General features: G+C 43.3%; 15 protein-coding genes. 9 read left to right on the forward strand and 6 right to left on the reverse strand.

Features of this window, described 5'->3' with window-relative positions; genetic code table 11:
* The first annotated feature begins 354 nt into the window (after positions 1-354).
* The 7 genes from FM019_RS08860 (at position 355) to FM019_RS08890 (ending at position 7,075) form a co-directional block, all read left to right on the forward strand.
* The gene (locus tag FM019_RS08860; protein ID WP_143835559.1) at positions 355-1,122 is read left to right on the forward strand and encodes an SDR family NAD(P)-dependent oxidoreductase; all 768 of its coding nucleotides are present in this window, start codon (positions 355-357) and stop codon (positions 1,120-1,122) included.
* Complete coding sequence (locus FM019_RS08865) at positions 1,119-2,063, forward strand: 2-dehydro-3-deoxygalactonokinase (protein WP_260681575.1); 945 nt, start codon at positions 1,119-1,121, stop codon at positions 2,061-2,063. The genes FM019_RS08860 and FM019_RS08865 overlap by 4 nt, the downstream gene beginning before the upstream one ends.
* Positions 2,050-2,694, forward strand: a complete 645-nt coding sequence (locus FM019_RS08870) for a bifunctional 4-hydroxy-2-oxoglutarate aldolase/2-dehydro-3-deoxy-phosphogluconate aldolase (RefSeq protein ID WP_143835560.1) — start codon at positions 2,050-2,052, stop codon at positions 2,692-2,694. Before FM019_RS08865 ends, FM019_RS08870 begins: the two co-directional genes overlap by 14 nt.
* Entirely contained in the window at positions 2,681-3,553 is an 873-nt protein-coding gene (locus tag FM019_RS08875; RefSeq protein WP_143835561.1) for an SMP-30/gluconolactonase/LRE family protein, read from the forward strand. Before FM019_RS08870 ends, FM019_RS08875 begins: the two co-directional genes overlap by 14 nt.
* A 50-nt stretch (positions 3,554-3,603) precedes the next feature.
* A complete protein-coding gene (locus tag FM019_RS08880) occupies positions 3,604-4,323 on the forward strand; it encodes a FadR/GntR family transcriptional regulator (RefSeq protein ID WP_260681576.1) in 720 nt (239 codons plus the stop codon).
* 118 nt (positions 4,324-4,441) lie between these two features.
* On the forward strand, positions 4,442-5,941 hold the full coding sequence (glpK, locus tag FM019_RS08885; RefSeq protein ID WP_143835562.1) for a glycerol kinase GlpK: 1,500 nt from the start codon (positions 4,442-4,444) through the stop codon (positions 5,939-5,941).
* A gap of 78 nt (positions 5,942-6,019) precedes the next feature.
* The gene (locus tag FM019_RS08890) at positions 6,020-7,075 is read left to right on the forward strand and encodes an aldose epimerase family protein (protein ID WP_143835563.1); all 1,056 of its coding nucleotides are present in this window, start codon (positions 6,020-6,022) and stop codon (positions 7,073-7,075) included.
* 95 nt (positions 7,076-7,170) lie between these two features.
* Here FM019_RS08890 and FM019_RS08895 read toward each other — a convergent pair whose 3' ends face one another.
* Entirely contained in the window at positions 7,171-7,950 is a 780-nt protein-coding gene (locus FM019_RS08895; RefSeq protein WP_143835564.1) for a SapC family protein, read from the reverse strand.
* 142 nt (positions 7,951-8,092) lie between these two features.
* Between FM019_RS08895 and FM019_RS20985 the strand changes: the two genes are divergently transcribed.
* The gene (locus tag FM019_RS20985; RefSeq protein ID WP_260681577.1) at positions 8,093-8,221 is read left to right on the forward strand and encodes a hypothetical protein; all 129 of its coding nucleotides are present in this window, start codon (positions 8,093-8,095) and stop codon (positions 8,219-8,221) included.
* On the opposite strand, the gene FM019_RS08900 is transcribed toward FM019_RS20985, so the two are convergent.
* The 5 genes from FM019_RS08900 to FM019_RS08920 form a co-directional block, all read right to left on the reverse strand.
* Positions 8,208-9,851 carry a glycerol-3-phosphate dehydrogenase/oxidase gene (locus FM019_RS08900; protein WP_143835565.1) on the reverse strand — a complete coding sequence of 548 codons (1,644 nt, stop codon included), beginning with the start codon at positions 9,849-9,851 and terminating at the stop codon, positions 8,208-8,210. The genes FM019_RS20985 and FM019_RS08900 overlap by 14 nt on opposite strands.
* Positions 9,852-9,898: 47 nt before the next feature.
* Complete coding sequence (locus tag FM019_RS08905) at positions 9,899-11,359, reverse strand: SLC5 family protein (protein ID WP_143835566.1); 1,461 nt, start codon at positions 11,357-11,359, stop codon at positions 9,899-9,901.
* 63 nt (positions 11,360-11,422) lie between these two features.
* The gene (locus tag FM019_RS08910; RefSeq protein ID WP_143835567.1) at positions 11,423-12,184 is read right to left on the reverse strand and encodes a SapC family protein; all 762 of its coding nucleotides are present in this window, start codon (positions 12,182-12,184) and stop codon (positions 11,423-11,425) included.
* Between the two features lie 13 nt (positions 12,185-12,197).
* Positions 12,198-13,718: a tryptophan halogenase family protein gene (locus tag FM019_RS08915; RefSeq protein ID WP_143835568.1), complete on the reverse strand. Its 1,521-nt coding sequence runs from the start codon at positions 13,716-13,718 to the stop codon at positions 12,198-12,200.
* A 232-nt stretch (positions 13,719-13,950) separates the two neighbouring features.
* A complete protein-coding gene (locus FM019_RS08920) occupies positions 13,951-16,761 on the reverse strand; it encodes a TonB-dependent receptor (RefSeq protein ID WP_143835569.1) in 2,811 nt (936 codons plus the stop codon).
* Between the two features lie 491 nt (positions 16,762-17,252).
* Between FM019_RS08920 and FM019_RS08925 the strand changes: the two genes are divergently transcribed.
* Entirely contained in the window at positions 17,253-19,412 is a 2,160-nt protein-coding gene (locus FM019_RS08925; protein WP_143835570.1) for an alpha-galactosidase, read from the forward strand.
* The last annotated feature ends 2 nt before the right edge of the window (positions 19,413-19,414 follow it).

Genomic DNA, 19,414 nt, shown 5'->3' on the forward strand with positions numbered 1-19,414 from the left:
AAAATAGAGTTTAGGTTTCCCGTCGTCCCATTGTCAAGGATAAAAACGTTCTATTTGAATGCCAGCAAAGCTAGAAAAATTAAGGCCTGCACCGAAACGGCTGATTATTATGAAAAAAGAGAAAAAGACTGGTTTTACATACAGTTAAAATAGGCAACTAAAAAAAGTAAAAATGATGTTAAAAAGTGTTTGGTAGATAATGTTTTTTAATAATATGATAGTACATATTAATGTTGGTAATTGTTCGCCAGAAATTGAACTGTATCCCTTTACAAACGTTAGCATGGGGAAGCAGGGTGGTTAGTGGTTAAGTGATCATTTCAACCAACACCAGCTTATCGAACACTGAGAGATATGAATCATTTTGCAACTTACCCTAGCCTAAAAAGCAAATCAATTTACATCACAGGCGGTGCTACAGGCATTGGTGCGGTGATGGTTGAGCAATTTGCAGAACAGGGTGCAACAGTCACTTTTGTGGATACCAACCAAAAAAGTGGTGAGGCCCTGGCTGACAGGCTCAATGCTCATCCGCAATATGAAGTCTCGTTTGAAACACTTGATGTGACAGATATCGAATCTTTAAAGATGAGTATTGAAAACTGTGCCAGAAAACACGGCGCCCTCGATGTACTGATTAACAATGTGGCAAATGACCACCGGCATTCTCCACTTGAAATTGATGTACAAGGCTGGCGTGATTGCCTTGCGGTAAATCTGGACGCAACCTTTTTTGCTTGTCAGGCGGCTATTCCGTTCATGCGTGAACAACGAGCAGGAAACATTATAAACCTTAGTTCAATCAATGTGTTAATCGGCCCAAAGCAAATGCCAGGTTATGTGGCTGCAAAATCGGCACTCAATGGCCTTAGTAAATCTTTAGCGAATCAATATGGTGAATACAATATCCGCGTCAATACAATTCTTCCCGGATGGGTAGTAACCGAAAAGCAACAAGACTTGTGGCTAACCCCTGAAGCCGAGAGAGAATGGCAAAAATCTGTGGCGTTACGAGGACGCTTGGAGCCCATTCAGGTCGCCAATATGGCATTATTTTTAGCCGCCGATGACAGTGAAATGATCACTGGTCAACAATTCATCATTGATGCGGGGCGCACATGAACAATAGCTCACCTCAAATGATGATTTTAGGCGATTGGGGTACCAGTGTATGCCGTCTTTACCTGTGTCAATTCATTGATGAACAGTTAACTGTTGTAGACCGAAAAGCGGGGCCTGGAAGTAAAAAAGATCTCGATTTAGAGCAAAGCTTTTTTAATTTATGCAGTGACTGGCTTGAGGAATTTGGCAGGGTACCGGTGTTTTTGATTGGTACTGTTGGCTCAAATATTGGTTGGAAGTTGGTGCCTTATGTGTCATGCCCTACTGATCAGCATCAACTCCTTGCCTCGGCCATGAGTTTTGACGCCAGAGGCGTCCCTTTTACAATCTTCCCCGGGTTGTCGTGTCAGAACCGCCACAAGTTACCCGATGTTATGCGCGGTGAAGAAACACAAATATTCGGCTTTTTGTCTCAACAGCCAAATCATCCAGCAGAACAACTTGTTTGCTTGCCAGGCACTCATACCAAATGGGCCCTGCTTGAACATGACAGTATCAGCTCTTTTATCACTAGTCCTGTAGGAGAATTGTTTGAGGTGCTGAGTAACCATTCCGTGTTGCTCAACCCAATTGACGACGACAGTTGGGATCAAAAAGGCTTTTCCGAAGGGCTTGATATCGGATTAAGCAAAACCAGTAATATCATTCATACACTTTTTGCTACGCGCGCTAAGCAAGTCTTGAATAATCAAAGCAATACTCAGGCATCCTGTTTTTTGTCGGGGCTGTTAATCGGTGCAGATGTAAAAGCCGCAATGCAAGATTTTCATTTGTTTTCTAATGTTGTGCTTATTGGCTCTTCGAAAATTAACTCTCTTTACGAAGTTGCCTTAAATAAACTCAACATCAGAACCGAACATTACACGAGTGAATGGGCAACAACATGTGGACTTCAAGCACTCACCTCAGAACGCTGGAAGCAACTCGATGAACGTAGCTGACATTCTTTGTGATCAAAAAGTCATCGCGATATTGCGCGGTGTAACGCCTGAGAATATATACCAAGTGTGTGAGTCGTTAGTTATTGCCGGTGTCAGAGCCGTTGAAGTGCCATTGAATTCTCCGTTTGCCTTGCAAAGTATTCAAACCATTGCCGAGCACTTTGCTAACGAACTGGTTTTTGGGGCAGGGACAGTCGTCAACGCAGAGCAAGTTGATAACGTAAGACAAGCTGGCGGCCAGTTCATTGTTTCGCCCAATACTGACAGCCGCGTTATATCTCAGGCACATAAGAATCACCTTGTCCCTATTCCAGGTATTGCAACGCCGAGTGAAGCGTATATTGCGATTGAAAGTGGTGCCAAACTTTTAAAAGTTTTTCCAGCCAATACATTAGGACGAGATTTCGTCAAAGCAATAAAGACAGTTCTTCCATCAGACATACATTTGTTTGCAGTAGGTCAAGTAGACCTCAATAATTTAAACGGATGGTTGGCGGCAGGATGCACTGGCGTTGGAATAGGTAGCCAACTTTTTAATCCAACGGATAGCCAACATCAGTGGCAGGAAAAGTGTCATTTGTTAAGCACATTTTTAACCTCGAATAAGATTGGGCAACATGCTAAATTGTAGTCTTGAAACCGTTTTAAATGTGCAAAACAGATTAGGTGAAGGGGTGATTTGGGATTCATCTCAACAGTGTTTTTGGTGGACAGATATCCTCACCAATAAAATGTTTAGGTGGGCATTCAACGGCAAGCCTCAAGTGTTCGACACGCCCCACAGGTTGTGCTCATTCGGCTTAACGCCAGTGGCAAACAAATTCATTGCTGCTTTCGACTTTGGTTTTGCTTTTTTTGAGCCCTTGACCGGCAAGATAGAGAACGTCTGCGAAGTTGAATCGTCTCTCCATAACAATCGATTGAATGATGGTCGAGTAGACAGACAAGGACGATTTTGGGCAGGGTCAATGCGCCAATCCGAATCAGGGGAATTAGGATCTCTATATTGTTTAGCGAATGGTCAAGCGATTAAGCGTTTGGATGGAATAGAGATCAGTAATGGCTTGTGCTGGAGTCAAAATGGTCGACAAATTTACCACGCCGATTCACCCACGCGTACCATCAAAGTGGCTGATTACAATGCAGAAAATGGCCAGATATCCCATTGGCGAAAGTTTGTTAAGACTGATAAGGGAGCTTATCCGGACGGAGCCTGTATAGATAACGAAGATCATCTATGGAGTGCTCAATGGGGTTCACACAAGATCAAACGTTATACCCCACTTGGCGAAAAAGTATTTGAGTTTGAGTTACCTTGTAAGCAACCCACATGCATTGCTTTTGGTGGCCCTGACCTGCAACACATTATTGTTACCAGTGCTTGGGATGGATTAGAAAACGAACCGGGCAACACTTCTGATCAGGGCAGTGTTTTTGTTCTGAAAACCAATGTTAAGGGTATAGTTGAATCGATTTGTACCCAAAATTAAAAAAGTATCGACAGGTAATATTGTCGAATTAAATTAAAGTAGGAAATCACATGGCTGGAAGAATGTTCAGCGGAAATTTTACACGACACATAGTGCAATCTCTTGGCAAATCTATTGCTTTGGGAGAGTACCCACAAGGCCAGCCGCTAAAAGCTGAAGCTGAATTGTGTGAGGAGTTTGACGCCAGTCGAACGGTTTTACGTGAAGCAGTAAAGATGTTGACTGCCAAAGGTATGTTAGACGCCAGACCGCGCCGAGGAACCATTGTTTTACCAGAATCCCAATGGAATTTATCCGATCCAGAAATTCTCAATTGGCTGTTGGACCGTAAAGGCTCTTTACCCATTATTTCTGAATTTGCCGATATGCGCCTGGCCATTGAACCTGCTGCAGCTGGCTTGGCCGCGTCGAATTTAACAGCCGAAAACAGAAAAACTCTTATCCATGCGATAGACCGAATGAAAGCCGCTGCGAAAGGAGAAGATGACCACTTAGACTCAGACATCGCCTTCCATGTGGGCATTCTCGAAGCCAGTGGCAATCGATTTTTCTGGAATATGCGCCATACCATTGAAGTCGCTCTGCGATTTAGTATTCGTATTACCAACCGGCGAAAAGGTGTTGAACGAGCAAGTGTAGACGATCACCAACGTATTTTAGATTTTATCTTAAATGCGGATCCTGAAGGAGCAGAAAATGAAATGCGCACCCTGCTTGGTGAGGCAAAAATGTTGTTAAATCAACAAATTGAACAAGAGAGTAAAAAGTAGGTCCTCTACGCTGGCTATGTGCTGCTTACTAGCGTCTATAGTCAGATGTTGGGACTTTAAGCGTTAAACGCGGGACAGACATTAACCAATCAATCATCCATCGAATTAAGAGGAAAGTATGGCTAATTTGGATAACTGCATTCTGGCAATTGATCAGGGCACAACGTCTAGTCGTGCAATTGTGTTTGGACCAGGATCAGAAATCATCGCTGTGGCCCAGCAAGAGTTTACTCAGCACTATCCGAACGACGGCTGGGTCGAACATGATCCCGAAGACATCTGGCAATCCACTTTGAGTGTCTGCCAACAAGCAATGCAAGATGCCGCAGATAAAGGCGCAGCGGTTGTCGGCATCGGTGTCACTAATCAGCGTGAAACGACATTAGTTTGGGATCGCAAGACAGGCAAGCCTGTCTACAACGCGATTGTATGGCAAGACCGCCGTACTGCGCCAAAGTGCAGAGAATTGAAAGAAAAAGGGCATCTAGATAGTGTCAGAGAAAAAACCGGATTGTTATTGGATCCCTATTTTTCGGCATCAAAGGTTGCATGGATATTGGAAAATGTCATGGGTGCCAGAGAAAAGGCTGAAAATGGAGAGCTGGCGTTTGGCACCGTTGATAGCTTCTTAATTTGGCGTCTGACTGGCGGTAAAGTGCATGCAACAGACATCACCAATGCCAGTCGCACTAGCTTATTTAACATTCACACCCAGCAATGGGATGAAGACCTGTTGGATTTATTCAATGTACCAGCATCTGTACTACCTGAAGTCAAAGAATGTGCTGATGACTTTGGGGTGGCACTCCCATCATTATTAGGCAAATCTGTGCCCATCTGTGGTGTTGCCGGTGATCAACAGGCTGCTTCTTTTGGCCAATGCTGTTTTGAGCCGGGTAGTATAAAAAGTACCTATGGCACCGGCTGTTTTGTATTGTTGAACACCGGTGACAAAGCATTTGAGTCGAAAAACCAATTACTGACGACAGTGGCCTATAAGCTAAATGGCCAAGTTCACTATGCGCTTGAAGGGTCGATTTTCATCGCTGGTGCTGCTGTTCAATGGCTCAGAGATGGCATTAGAGTCATTGAAAATGCGTTGCAGACCGAACCCTTAGCAACCAGTTTAGATTACGATCACGGCGTATATTTAGTCCCTGCATTTGCAGGAATGGGGGCTCCTTACTGGGATCCTGAAGCCCGTGGAGCGATATTTGGACTTACTCGAGGCACAACTAATGCTCACCTTTCCCGAGCGGCGCTGGAATCCGTTGCATTTCAAACCTCAGATCTACTAAAAGCGATGTCTGAAGATGGCGTTAAGCCCACGGTGTTGAAAGTTGACGGAGGAATGGTAGCAAACAATTGGGTCTGCCAATTTTTGACTGACGTTTTAAATATCACAGTGCAGCGCCCTAAGATAATGGAAACCACTGCGTTAGGCGCCGCTTACCTTGCTGGATTGCAGTTAGGTTTGTATGAGTCTACCCAAGCTTTAGCCAATAAAAACCTAATCGATAGTGAATTTGACGCCGATATGTCTCAACAGCGGCGCGAGAAATTGCTATCGGGTTGGCAAAATGCCGTGCAGTGTACTTTGGGGTTTAAACGACATTAAACTACCCAAAATTCGAATCGCTTCGCCTCAGGTTAGACAGCTTGAGTTTTCGTTGATAAACAAGAGTGTATTAACACCATGATAGAGCGCACACAATTTGGCACTATGCCAGACGGTCAAATAGTCGAAAGTTTCATCATGACCAACAAAAATGGTATTTCGGTAGAGATTTTGACGCTCGGAGCCATTATTCGTAGTTGGACAATCAATGATGAGAATCAGACAGATATAGTGCTGGGTTTTGATACTGTCGAGGATTACTTGGCTGATCAAGGTTATATCGGCCGAACCGTTGGTCGTTACGCTAACAGAATCGAAAAAGGCCAATTTAGTTTAGGTGGTGTTCCCTTTCAGGTGAACACCAACTTGCAAGGCCACTGTTTGCACGGTGGCAAAGATGGCTTTCACAACCGTCTTTGGCGCGTTACACATATTGACGATGATGAACAGCAAATGTCCTTGCGACTGCGCATTATCAGTCAAGATGGCGATCAAGGATTTCCTGGCACACTGCGGGTAGACGTAACCTTCGCACTGGATCAGGACAACGGATTGACCATAACCTATGAAGCTGAATCTGATGCAGATACTGTGTTCAATCCCACTCAGCATAGCTACTTTAATTTGGCTGGACACGATAGCGGAGAGGTTTTTGAACAGAGCCTACAAGTCGTTTCGCGTCATTATACGCCTGCAAATTCTCAGGGGATCCCTACAGGTGAAATTCGTGAGGTCGAAGGTACTGCGTTTGATCTTAACGATGCTAGCAAACTAGAGGAACTTATTCATCATACCGACCCACAAATCACTGCCGCCAATGGTCTGGATCATAATTGGTGTATTGAAAATTTTGATCCTAAGCAACAAACCTTACAGCTTGCGGCTATTGCATCAGATGCAAAACATGGAAGAAAGCTTTTAGTTCATACTACGATGCCAGGCGTTCAAGTCTATACTGGCAATTTTGTTGGCGACAAACCCAAGGGGAAAGGCGACGTGACTTATGGTCCCTACCATGCATTTTGTGTGGAATCGCAATTTTACCCCAATAGTCCAAATGAATCGGCATTTCCTAGCCCAGAACTCAAGGCCGGAGAAACCTTCATATCAAAAACTCGATATCAAATATTGTAGGTAACCTTATCTCGAAAGATAGTTTAAAGGCAGGTCAAAGAACAAAAAAACCGAGCAGTTGCTCGGTTTTTAATTCGATATTTTAGCGATATCGCCTAGTTTGCAGCAGGTGCTTCTTCTTTCGCTTCTGCTTCTGCTTTTTCGTCAACGATTGCTAATTGAATACCACGGATAGGCTTATCTGTGTTAGCCGATAATTGAACCAAACGATTAAGTTGTGCTAGTGACAACATAACCGTATAAATTGCACCTAAGTAACCGTTTTTCTTAAATTCAAGTGTCACTTCATCAGGCAATTCGTTTACACGTTTTTCGTTGATGCTGTAAACGCCTGTTACGTTACGAGTTTCGCCATTAACATACTGAACATTTAGCTGAACCGTATCTAATAAGCCCAATTCGTTAATGCGCTTAACAAAACGTTGCGTGGCCATTTCGCTGTTGGCGATTTCACCAAGCAAATCATTGCGGTTCTTAAGATAATCGGTCATTTCACCCTCAGGGGTAAACAAACTCTCACCTTCATCACCTACCAAATCACTATTTTCATCAATGAAAACACCTAACTTGTCACCATCAGGACGAACATCGAATGGGTAGCGCTGAACGCTAAGAGGCATGACGTGCCCTAGCCACTTGTCTTCGCTGTAATACAGGTTACTGTTTTGCTCAAGCCCTAGCATAGCGATTGAGTGAAAAGAACCGCTTGGCTGGTCTTTAATAAATACGATAGGCATACAGCTTGCGATTTGAGCGAAGTCGCGCAATGTCGCGGATGCCAAATGGATAGCTTTAGTAAACTCAAATTTATGTGAGGTTTTAACTTTCAGATTGCTATGGAGCGCTTTGTCCAATGGAATATAGTTCGTTTTCATTACATCTTGTCTCTTTTAAAAAATTGCTCCCGAAAATCAAAAATAACGGAGCTAGAATCACTCTCTATTCCCTTACAACTTTGTATATTTCATCATGGGTTAAAACACAGAAATACCAGCATGGGCGAGAAAGTGTGCAAGTATGTTAGATTTGCGCGCCGAAGTCACCACCCAATCGTCGATTTATGAAAATAGATTGTTAAAAAATGATGCGCTTGGACGTTTAATTGTTTCAGTATCAGGGGTTCAGGAACGAATTAAGCCGATTTGACGTTATCTTGTTCAATTCCCGACCCATTCAGTGACGCAATGTATTCTTGCAATTTTGCTTCGGCTTGCTCGCCGAAAAGGATCTCACAAGCTTCTCTAAGGCCCGGCGCGCTAAGAATGTCCTCTTGCCGCACCACTAGTGATATTTTGGAGCGACGGCGCAAGAAATCTTCCAATTTGGTGATCATCTCTCGATCCGCTGCATGCTCAATCTCAACACGCAGATACTCACTATTTTCGATTAACAGTTCACCCATCTTAGGGTTTTCACGGATCATTTCGATCATATTAATGGCATTGCGTCCATATCGTCGCCAAAAGCGTTGAGTCAGCGGTTCAGACGAGCTGGTTGGAGTAAGATCGTCTAAGCCCATCAACTTTGCACGATGATAAAACTCTTTTTTGACCGAGTCATCAGGCTCGCCATACCATTTCTGATCTCGATAAGGTAATTCAATACCAAAGCCATTGATCAAATCGGCCACTTCATCACCGACATTTATACAGTCGGTCAGTTTGCCACCAAAGATTGACATGTATTTTTTGTCTTCGTCTTTGTCTATTGCATGCTTACGAGACAACTGAACCCAGTCAGCTTTGCCACCTTTGCCTTCAATCGCTAATGGTCTGACACCGCATCGCTCAGCAATAATGTCGGCATTGGTCAAGGGTTTGTCTAAGGACAATAATTTGTTTACATTCGATAAGACAAAAGCTCGGTCGTCTTCGGTGACGTAAGACACGGGTTTGTCGACTTGGGTATCAGTTGTGCCAATACAGGTTTTAGGGCCCATTGGGATAACAAAAAATAGGCGACCATCGTCGGCAAAAAACGTCAGCACTTTATTGCTTTGCGTAAGTCGATCAACGATTAAATGAATACCTTTAGAGAAAACATGGTGATGGTCAGTTTTTTGTAAGTTGACATCATTTATCTCGTCAACAAAGGGGCCTGCGGCATTTATAAAGGCTTTGGAACGAATGACAATTTCTTCACCACTAATTTCATCTTTTGCATGACTTACCCAAACATCTCCCTCGCGACTAGATTTGGTCAACCCAACATAGTTTGCAGCGATACACCCATAACTGATACTTGAACGAATGAAGTTAAACACAAAACGTGCATCGTTATCATATAAATAACTATCGGAATACTCGAATCCGCCTGCTACGTTTTTGGTATCAACAACTTCTTCAAGGGTTTTGATGTTTTTGGGCGTAAGATACGTTGGCATCTTGGTGAAAAAGCGTCCCATAATCCAATATAGAAGCGTTCCCAAAAATACGAAAAACGGTGGAAAACGGAAGCCCTTTTGAATGCTTGTGAAAAAGCGAATTTCTTTCACTGTAGACGGGTAACTGCGCATCAAGTGGTTACGACTTTTACACAACTTATTGACCAAACCATATTCATGGCTTTCCAAGTACTTAATCCCGCCCCAGGCTAAATTGGATGAATTAGAACTGGTAAACCCGGCAAAATCGCCTTTATCGATCAATGCCACTTTAACACCCTTGGCAGCCAGTGCCGCAGCAGAGACAGCACCATTGATGCCGCCTCCGACTATCAGCACATCAAACACGCCTTTGGGCAACTTATCGATATTGCTTTTTCTAAGGTTGATCATACATTCGACTCTTTCACGGTTTCAGCTTTACTCGGAAACTTAATCGTTTAAGCTACTTTAACCTCACTGTTCGCCCATGACAAGCTTGCGGATTGTTTAAATACCACTTTATTGACTAATAACGCGACAGACACACAACTAATCAAAGTAATGAACATTAGGTGGATGTAGTGCAGTCCAAAAGGGGCGAATAAGGGCGATATTGGAAAAGAAACTAAACCATAGAACAATACACCGAATATCACCGCCGTAATTCCAGCATTGGCATGAACATTTTTAAACAATAATCCGACAACAAAAATAGACAATATTGGCATGCTCAATAGTCCGTAAAGCTGTTGTAGTAGGTTTATGATACTGTCTGCTTGCGCGTATACAGGTACAAGTAATAAAGACAATATTGTCAACCCAGCTGTTACCCAACCACTCAGCCTTTGTACATTAGGGCTATCATTGATATAGGCTTCATGAACATCACAAACATAAAGTGCCGTGGCGGAATTTAAGTTACTGTTATAAGTAGTCAATACTGCGGCAGCCATTGCCGCGGCGAAAATGCCTGATAACCATGCGGGTAACAAGTCTCCTACTATGCGGCCATAGGCGGCATCTCCGATATCTCCGTAAAGTTTGTAGGAAATTATCCCTGGCACAACAATGATAGCTGGGACGATTAAAAATCTTATTCCTGCAGCAGCAAATACGCCTTTTTGCGCTTCCTTGAGGCTAGGTGCAGCCATTGCACGTTGAGTGATAACCTGATTTGTTCCCCAATAAAACATTTGGATGAAAATCATACCTGTTAACAGCGTGTGCCATGGGATCGGTGAATCATCATCGCCAATCAAGGTCAAACGTTCTGCTGGAATGCCCGAAAAATCATAGTCAATGGCATTAAGTGCTAACAGTACAACCACGATAGCCATGCCCAATAATAAGACGCCAGAATACGTATCTGATACGGCTACAGCCCTTAATCCGCCAAATATTGCATACATGGCACCTACTGCCGCAAAGGTGATAGCAATGTACATCAGAGGGATATCGACGTTGAACATCGTTTGCATGAAAAGTGAACCAGAGTAGATAACCGCAGGGCAAAAAATTAACGCACTACCTAAGAAAAACATCACACTGATCACTGCACGAATGTTCTTGTTCTGATATCTTTGCTCCAATAATTCGGTCGTGGTAGTGCAATTATATTTGTAATAAACGGGTAAAAACACTTTTGCCAAGATAAATAGACCAACCACAGCGGAGAATTCCCAAAGAGCTAAAAGAGCCATCTGATTGCCGTTCATGCCAACCAGCTGATCGGTACTCAAATTAGTTAGCGTGATAGAGCCTGCCACAAAATACCAAGCCAAACCGCCACCAGCCAAAAAGTACTCTTTATTCTGATTGGCTTGCCGATGCCCTTTCCCCTTGCAATGCAGGTAAGTCGCAAATGCGATCGCAATTGTCACGCCGACAAAGACCAATATTTGTATGAGATTTTCGGTCATTAGATTATTCCCCTAACCCTAAACGGTGCTGTAAGGCCAACTGAAAGCTGGCTAATATTATTTTTAAAATGCATTGGCATCTTTGGCGACTTCCATTTTTAATTGTTTGATCTGGTTGCCTTGAGATATCGCGTTATATCGCCGGATAAGTGCGTTCAACTGATATAAAGAAATCAACATAGCGTTAATCGGGATCAGATATCCCAACTGATTCAATTCAGCCAGAATTTCCCCGCCGAGTTGCTGAAACTTCGCTTCATCAATCACGTAAATACCATTTAAACGCTGTATTCCACTGTCAAATTGAATATTCAAATCGATAGCTTTTAAGAGTCCTAATGTATCGAGCTTTTGGGTAAACTGGTGGGTTTCGATACTGTGTTTAATGTCTGCCTCTAAAAGTGCTTTGACTTTACTTAGATAAAGGGTTGCGGCCCCTTTCTCATCGAATAAGGCTTCGCCATTTTCGGTTGAAAAAGCAGTGCTATTTTCATCGATGCCAATAGTGTAGGCATTTTCCTCTTTCGGCGATTTCATCAGATACATTGGATGAGTCTGCATTGATGAAGGGGTAAAAGTTGCGGTCCAGGTATCATCTTGAACAAAGAGATTTTGTTCCGGGGTAAGCCCAGTAAGCGCAGATAAAACAAAGCCTCCATCATGACCGCTTCGAGTATAAATGACCGGTAAATTGGTGGCCGCTTGGGAAACCTCACTTACTTTAAGGCTCATGATTTGCTGACCTTGAGCAAACAAAGTCTTGGATTGCGGTACAACTTTAAAATTTTTGTGCGCTTTACTTGTCAATTCGACTAATTCAAACATTAATAGGACTTCTCTACCTTGCTGTGGATAACCACGTTTCTATGTATTCTCTGTGTGGAGGTAAGGTTTGCAACATTTGTTGCGTCAATTTGGCATTGCGCTGAATAATCTGTTGCGCCTGTTCGCTCTGTTGGTACAGGTATTGGCGTTTTTCAAAATCAGGTTTAAAGCCCATCCCGTAAAGGACATACTGATAACTCGCTGCTGGAAACAGCTCAATAGCACTGTCAAAATCTCCGCTAACAGGGCCACGGGTTTTCCATATTGCGAGATCCTCTTGCAGTGATTCCGGGATCGTGTCCGGGTTGCAATGAGCCTGCCAATAGGGTTCTGAGCGCTTTGTAAGCATGTAGTGCAACTTCAAGAAGTCGATGATCCTCTGCCAACGATAATCCATCTGCTGGTTAAAACGTTTGGCAGTAATCGCCATGATATCCGTATCAGCCGGCATATTTTCAGCGATATATCGCGCCGAAATCTCAACCAACATGATGGCTGTCGCTTCCAGCGGCTCAACAAACCCTGCAGCCATGCCAACTGCGACACAGTTTTTATGCCAAAAACGTTCTCTATGACCTGAGTCAAAGGTAATTTTTCGTGGCTCAAGACCTTTAGCTTGCTCACCTAAATAATTCTGCAGGTTAGCCAACGCATCATCGTCACTGAGGTATTCGGAAGAATAAACATGTCCAACACCTCGTCTATGAGTGAGTCCAATATCCCAAATCCATCCTGCATTTTGAGCGGTTGCAATAGTATGACTGGCGATAGGTGAAGCTGGGTCAGGATAAGGTACTTGCATAGCAAGGGCAGTGTCATTGAACAAAACATCGTTGCATTGTTTAAATGGAACTCCCAAGGCTTTACCTAACAGTAAACTGGCCAGTCCGGTGCAATCAACAAAGAGATCACCAGCAATTTCCTCACCAGCTTGAAGTTGAATGGATTTAATCCCGCCATCCTCTGTTAAATTAACCTTGTCGACGGTTCCAATAATCTGCGTCACATTCAGGTTGTTTTTGCAATGCTCCTTGAGAAGTTCCGCAAATGCACCCGCATCAAGATGGTAGGCATAATTGCACTGGCCGTTAAATTCTCGTTCTGCCATGGTTCTGGGAGCCAGACCGGCTTCGCAGATATGATGCTGGAAGTTCGACTCAACAGCGTAGGATTCAATATTAGATACATAAGGGGCTAAATCGAGACGACCATAACCCAAAGGAACCGTAAAAGGATGATAATAAAAATCTCCATTACCATGCACCCATTCTACAAATTTTCCACCTTGCTTAAACACTGCATGACATCGGCTAAACAAATCACTTTCTTTGATACCAATTTGTTGCATGGTGTTTTTCATCGTCGGCCAAGTACCCTCGCCAACACCAATGGTGGGAATATCAGACGACTCAACAAGTAAGACTTCTAAGCCTTGGCCAGGCGCTGATTTATGCTGGGCAGCAATGACAGCGGCGCTTAACCAGCCAGCGGTACCACCACCAACAATTACTATTTTTTTAATTTGCTCCGACATACGGTTTTAATTGCTCTACTAATAAACGGAATAAACTTCATCAAATCAATTGCCTTAGCATTCTGTCTAAAACGGAGTTCGACTAAATACTAAGGGAGTTAATTTAATGTTAATGCAGCCAAGGATAGATTCATATCATTTATCCCTTTCTGCTTGTCAGATTTAAAAAATGGTCCGCCCTAAATCGGTACGGACCATTTCAATGAACTACATTGTAAACCGTTCTAGCGAATTAGAAATTCGCACGAACGCCAATAGCATAACGCGTTCCTGTATCAAGGATTTGAGTTATTTGATTTGCGAATCGACCATGTTTAATAGTCTCTTCACCTGTCAAATTGATGCCTTCAATGAAAACTGTAAAGTTGTCATTGATGTCATAACTCGCACTTGCATCCCACTGTCCATATGTATCAACAAACTCCGGTTCACCCGTTCCTGCAGCTAATGTCTGCAAGAAAGACTCCCGGTTGTTGTAAGCAACACGAGCTTGTATCGCATCTCTTTCATAGAACAAGATTAAGTTTTGCGAATCGCCCAAGCCTTCTAAAGCAAAGGTCTGACTGACACTGGTATCTACTTCAGCGTTACTGTTCACCACAGTCGCATTAGCCGTAATACCAAAGCCCGACTCCCAAACATGGGTAACTGCTACTTCAAAACCATTTACTGTGGCGGTTTCTCCATTTTGAGGACGGCTAACGAAGAAGTCCTCAGTTGCACCTTGAAGCTCATCCGATACTACGGCGCCTGGAGGCAATAGATCCGGTGTACAGTTTCCGCAAACGTTACCTGGCGTAGTAGCCCGATCACCCAATGCGAAGGTTTCAGTACCACGCAACGTGGTAATGAAATCTTCAACTTCTTTATTGAAGTATGCGAAAGTCAGAGAACTTGCATCACCAAAGTACCACTCGTAGGAGATATCCCAGTTTTCAGATTTAAACGGACGCAGAGCAGGGTTACCACCCGCTGCCGTCAGATTCTGCAGACGTGGCTCACCAAAGTTAGTTGCAGGTGACAACTGACTCAATGTAGGACGTGTAAGCGTATCGTAATATGAGAAACGAAGTACCATGTCATCTTGCAAATCCAATTTGAAGTTGAAGCTAGGCAACAAATTAGCGTAACTACCACCTTTGGTGATTGGCGAGCTTCCAGAGAATACGTTTGCAAATAATGTCGTATCACTGGTTGCGATGATATCACTCAATACTTGCTCACGACCATCGACTGAGATTTTGGTTTCGCTGTACCGGGCACCGACATTTGCTGTCCAAGGCATGTCTCCGAATTCACCTTCAAACACAAAATCCATGTAAAGGCTGGTGACATCTTCTGAAATAATTGAGAAGTCGTCTAAACGCTCTGGCGCCCAGGCATTGTTGGCTGCGATGATCGCAGCGGTTGTGCCTAATGGAACACCGGCAGTTGTATCGTTAGCCTGCTGGATCGTTGTATCTGTCGCTAAGAAGTCAAAGATCCCGGCTGCATCATAGGTGTACCACGTATCCGTGATTCCACCAAAGAAGTTATCTGCAGTAAATGGCTGCAAAATACCTTCAGGGAACGGAGCTCGATAACCTCCAAACAGACCAAACATTTGCGAAATGTTATTGGTATGTGAGAAGTTCTGTATGGCTTTTTCGCGATCCTGCATGTAAGCACCAAACTTCATTTGCGTGAAGGTGTCGCTGTCAGGCGTATATGCGAAGTCTGCCCGCAATTCGGTTATCTCATCTTCGTCTTTGTCGCCACTTTTGCCATAAACGTGAGCTCGGCCCAAATCTGAACTTGGCAGTGAACCATTAGAAAATCCATCGTGTTGCGTCAGGAATCGGCCGTTCTCAAGGGTAGTTTGATAGTTGTTAACAATACCGACAACGGTAAAGTAAGTTCCACCATCCGAAGTGTCGTTCTCAGCAGTGGAGGTTGATATATCAAAGTTAGCTTTGAGGTTTTCTTGGATGTCCCACTCGACGTTTAGACCAAATGCTTCAATGGATACTTCGCGACGGTTTTGCGTACTTTGAACAAAGTCAGTTGCCGCATTGCCACCTACCTGGTCAATATAAGTTGCGGTTCTGGTTTCTTCGTCAATTTCGACTCTACCGACCCGCGTTGGCTCATACCAAGCTGCTAAATCATTGACCTGTGAGTCAACTTCAAACTCTGATATGAAACCATCAAAAGTGATGGAGATATCATCTGATGGTGCATATTGAAGGACCAAAGACGCATTAGTTCTAGTCCGTTCTTGTGCATCAGAAATATGATCGACGTTTCTCGGGATGTAGATGTTGCTCGCTAGAACTTCTCCTGCGGTGTTCGAGACAGTTATACCCGGACGCCAACCCGCTGTACCGATTGAGTTGATGGTTACATCACGAACTTGATGAGAAGCGGAGAACAATACGCCAAACCGGTCTTCGTTGAATGTGTTGCTGACAAGAAATGATGCACTAGGAGAGGTTTTCTCGTTAATCGATTCTCGTGTGCCCTTTACTGAGCCTGCAATTCTAAAACCATCAATATCGAATGGTTTTGCTGTTGAAATATTGATTGTCGCACCTATGCCACCCTCTTGAAGAGAAGCATTGGTACTTTTATATACGTCTGCGCCGGTGATCATTTCAGCAGCAATGACGTCAAAGCTGAATTCACGGCCTGGGTTTTCGTTAGCGATTTGCCGACCATTGACCATGACTTGGTTAAATTGAGGTCCAAAACCACGCACCGTAACAAATTGTCCTTCTCCACCATTACGGTCAATAGAAACACCTGTTATACGCTGCAAAGATTCTGCAACGTTCAGATCTGGGAATTTACCCAAATCTTCTGCTGCAATGCCATCTGATACGATCAGTGCTTCTTTCTTATCAGACATAGCTCTTTTCAAACTGCTTACAATCCCCGTAACCTGAATGACTTCGACATCATCAGCTGAGGCATCTTGAGCAATTGCGGGTAGTGAAACGAGTGTAGCAGTAGTAGGTACTAATAAGGCTGCTTTAATAGCAGTCCTAAGATAACTTCTTTTCATCAGAAGCCCCCTGTTGTCCTGTTAATTGTTTTATGTGTTCTTGCTTTTTATCCGTGAAAAAACGAATTGGGTACTACATCGAATTGACACGTTTTAACAAACGTCGTTATTTCGTCGCTTGCATATATTGTATGTTAAATAGTATTTATATGAACTGTCAACATACCATTAACACTTATATAAGATATACGTGCATGGCAAATTACGCGAAAAATCCCTGTAATTAGATGTTAACTGTGTGCTTACCATTTGCTTGAAAATACGACAAATTGTTGGCCATTTATGACATTTCTCTTTAATTAACAAAAAGTTAAATTTTTTGTCTTTATCGATAAGTTTCTGAAATTTTAATTTTTCACGACATTAAATTATTTCGAATTATATTTTTATATGCTAAAAAACTATTTATAGTATTTATATGTTTTAAAAACCTGTTTACAATTTGTAGTAATTTATTCATACAATCATGAAAAACGATAAGAGAGCCATTCATGTCAAAGAACATTCCAGATTTTGTAAGACTCGAAGGTAAACAGTCTTCGATGGTTTTAGCCTTTAACCGAGGCGCACCTCAAGTTATTTACTGGGGAAAAAAGTTGTCAGCGGCCACCAACAACGATATGTTGACGACGTTAAGAATTAGACAGGAAGTCCCTGCATCACCCACTCGCGAAGCAAAACGCTCACTTACAACCACCACTGGCGAAGGCTTTTCTGGCAATCCTGGGTTGAAGCTCTTTGGTGACGCGTCACAATGGGCGGTGGCTCCTACTATTGTTGATGTACAACAAGATGACAGTACCAGCGTTACTATTCACAACCTTGACAAAACGAGGGAAATTAAAGTCATACACCGAGTTCGAATAGATTTTGAATCAGATGTTATTGTATTAAGCAGTGAAGTCGTCAATTTAGGTGATGCTGATATCAATCTTGAATGGTGCACAGCCGCTACCCTCCCAGTCCCAGAGTATACAAATCAAATCTTAGGTTTTGAAGGCCATTGGGCTGGAGAGTTTCATGAGCAGCATGTAGAACAATTTTTTGGTTCATACTTACGCGAAAACCGCCGAGGAAGAACTTCACATGATGCATTTCCGGGGCTCATAATCACCAGTAAAACCTGCGATCAGCAACAAGGCGATGCCTATGGTTTTCACCTTGGCTGGAGCGGCAATCATCGGTTGCTTAGCGAAAAAATGGCCGATGGCAGAGCCTTTGTGCAGATGGGCGAATTGCTGTTACCCGGTGAAGTTACTCTGCACACCAACGACTCCTATCATTCACCAAAGCTCTATGCCAGCTTCAGCTCAAAAGGCCTGTCAGCGTTATCTCAACAATATCACCGCTATGTAAGAAAAAATTTGTTGAAATACAACGCCGCTGAAAAACTTCGTCCAGTGCACTACAACACATGGGAAGGGATCTATTTTGATCATGACGTCGACACGCTAAAAGACTTAGCCGACCGTGCGGCACAACTCGGCGTCGAACGTTTTGTTTTAGATGACGGTTGGTTTATTGGTCGCCATAACGATAAAGCAGGCCTAGGCGACTGGTATGTCGATGAGTCAATCTATCCACAAGGATTAACGCCGGTAATTGAACACGTAAACGATTTAGGCATGGAATTTGGCCTGTGGTTTGAACCAGAAATGGTCAATCCTGATAGTAATCTTTTTAGAGAACACCCGGATTGGATCCTCTCTACTCCGCCAAACGAGGATGTTGGGTTTCGCAATCAATTGGTGTTGGATTTAACCCGTCAGGAAGTTTTCGACTATTTATACGAACGTCTCGACTGTTTACTCAGCGAAAACAATATTGCTTACATAAAATGGGATATGAACCGCGATATTAATCAACCAGGTGATCAATATTTCAAGCCGGCAGTGCATCGTCAAACTAAAGCCCTTTACGCATTATTAGATGCAGTTAAAAAAGCGCACCCGAATGTTGAGATAGAAAGCTGTTCTTCCGGTGGTGCACGCGCTGATTACGGTGTGTTAGAGCGCACAGATAGAGTGTGGACATCAGATTCAAATGACGCTTTGGAGCGACTCAAGATCCAAAAAGGGTTTTCCTATTTCTTCCCTTCAGAGTTAATGGGCAGCCACGTTGGCCCGAGAGACTGTCATATTACCCACCGTAATTTAACCATGTCGATGCGTGCCTCGGTTGTGCTCTTTGGTCACATGGGTATGGAAATGGACCTAAGAGAACTCACTGACGAAGAGAAAGTCGAGTTAAAAGCTATGGTTGATTTATATAAACAGCATCGCGCGCTGATCCACTCCGGAGACATGGTTAGGCTGTCGCTACCAGATTACGCAATGGGCACTGGGGTGGTTTCTGCTGACAAAAATGAAGCCTTGTTTTCATATAGTTTGATACGCAGTCACACATCTGGTTTACCCGATCAAATACGCTTTTCAGGACTGGACCCTCACAAAATCTATAAGTTGCATGTGGTTTGGCCTATTCGTTCTGGGGACTTTTGGCCAAAATCATCTATTTCAAACTTTGAAACGAATTTGCCCAAAATAGATGGTCAATGTTTTAGTGGTGAAGCCCTCATGCAATTGGGTAAACAATTGCCCAGATTGGTCCCAAACAGCAGTTTGATATATCACCTATTGGAGCAGGCTTAATT

The organism is Aliiglaciecola sp. M165 (assembly GCF_007197995.1).
In the GTDB taxonomy this organism is placed as follows: Bacteria; Pseudomonadota; Gammaproteobacteria; order Enterobacterales; family Alteromonadaceae; genus Aliiglaciecola.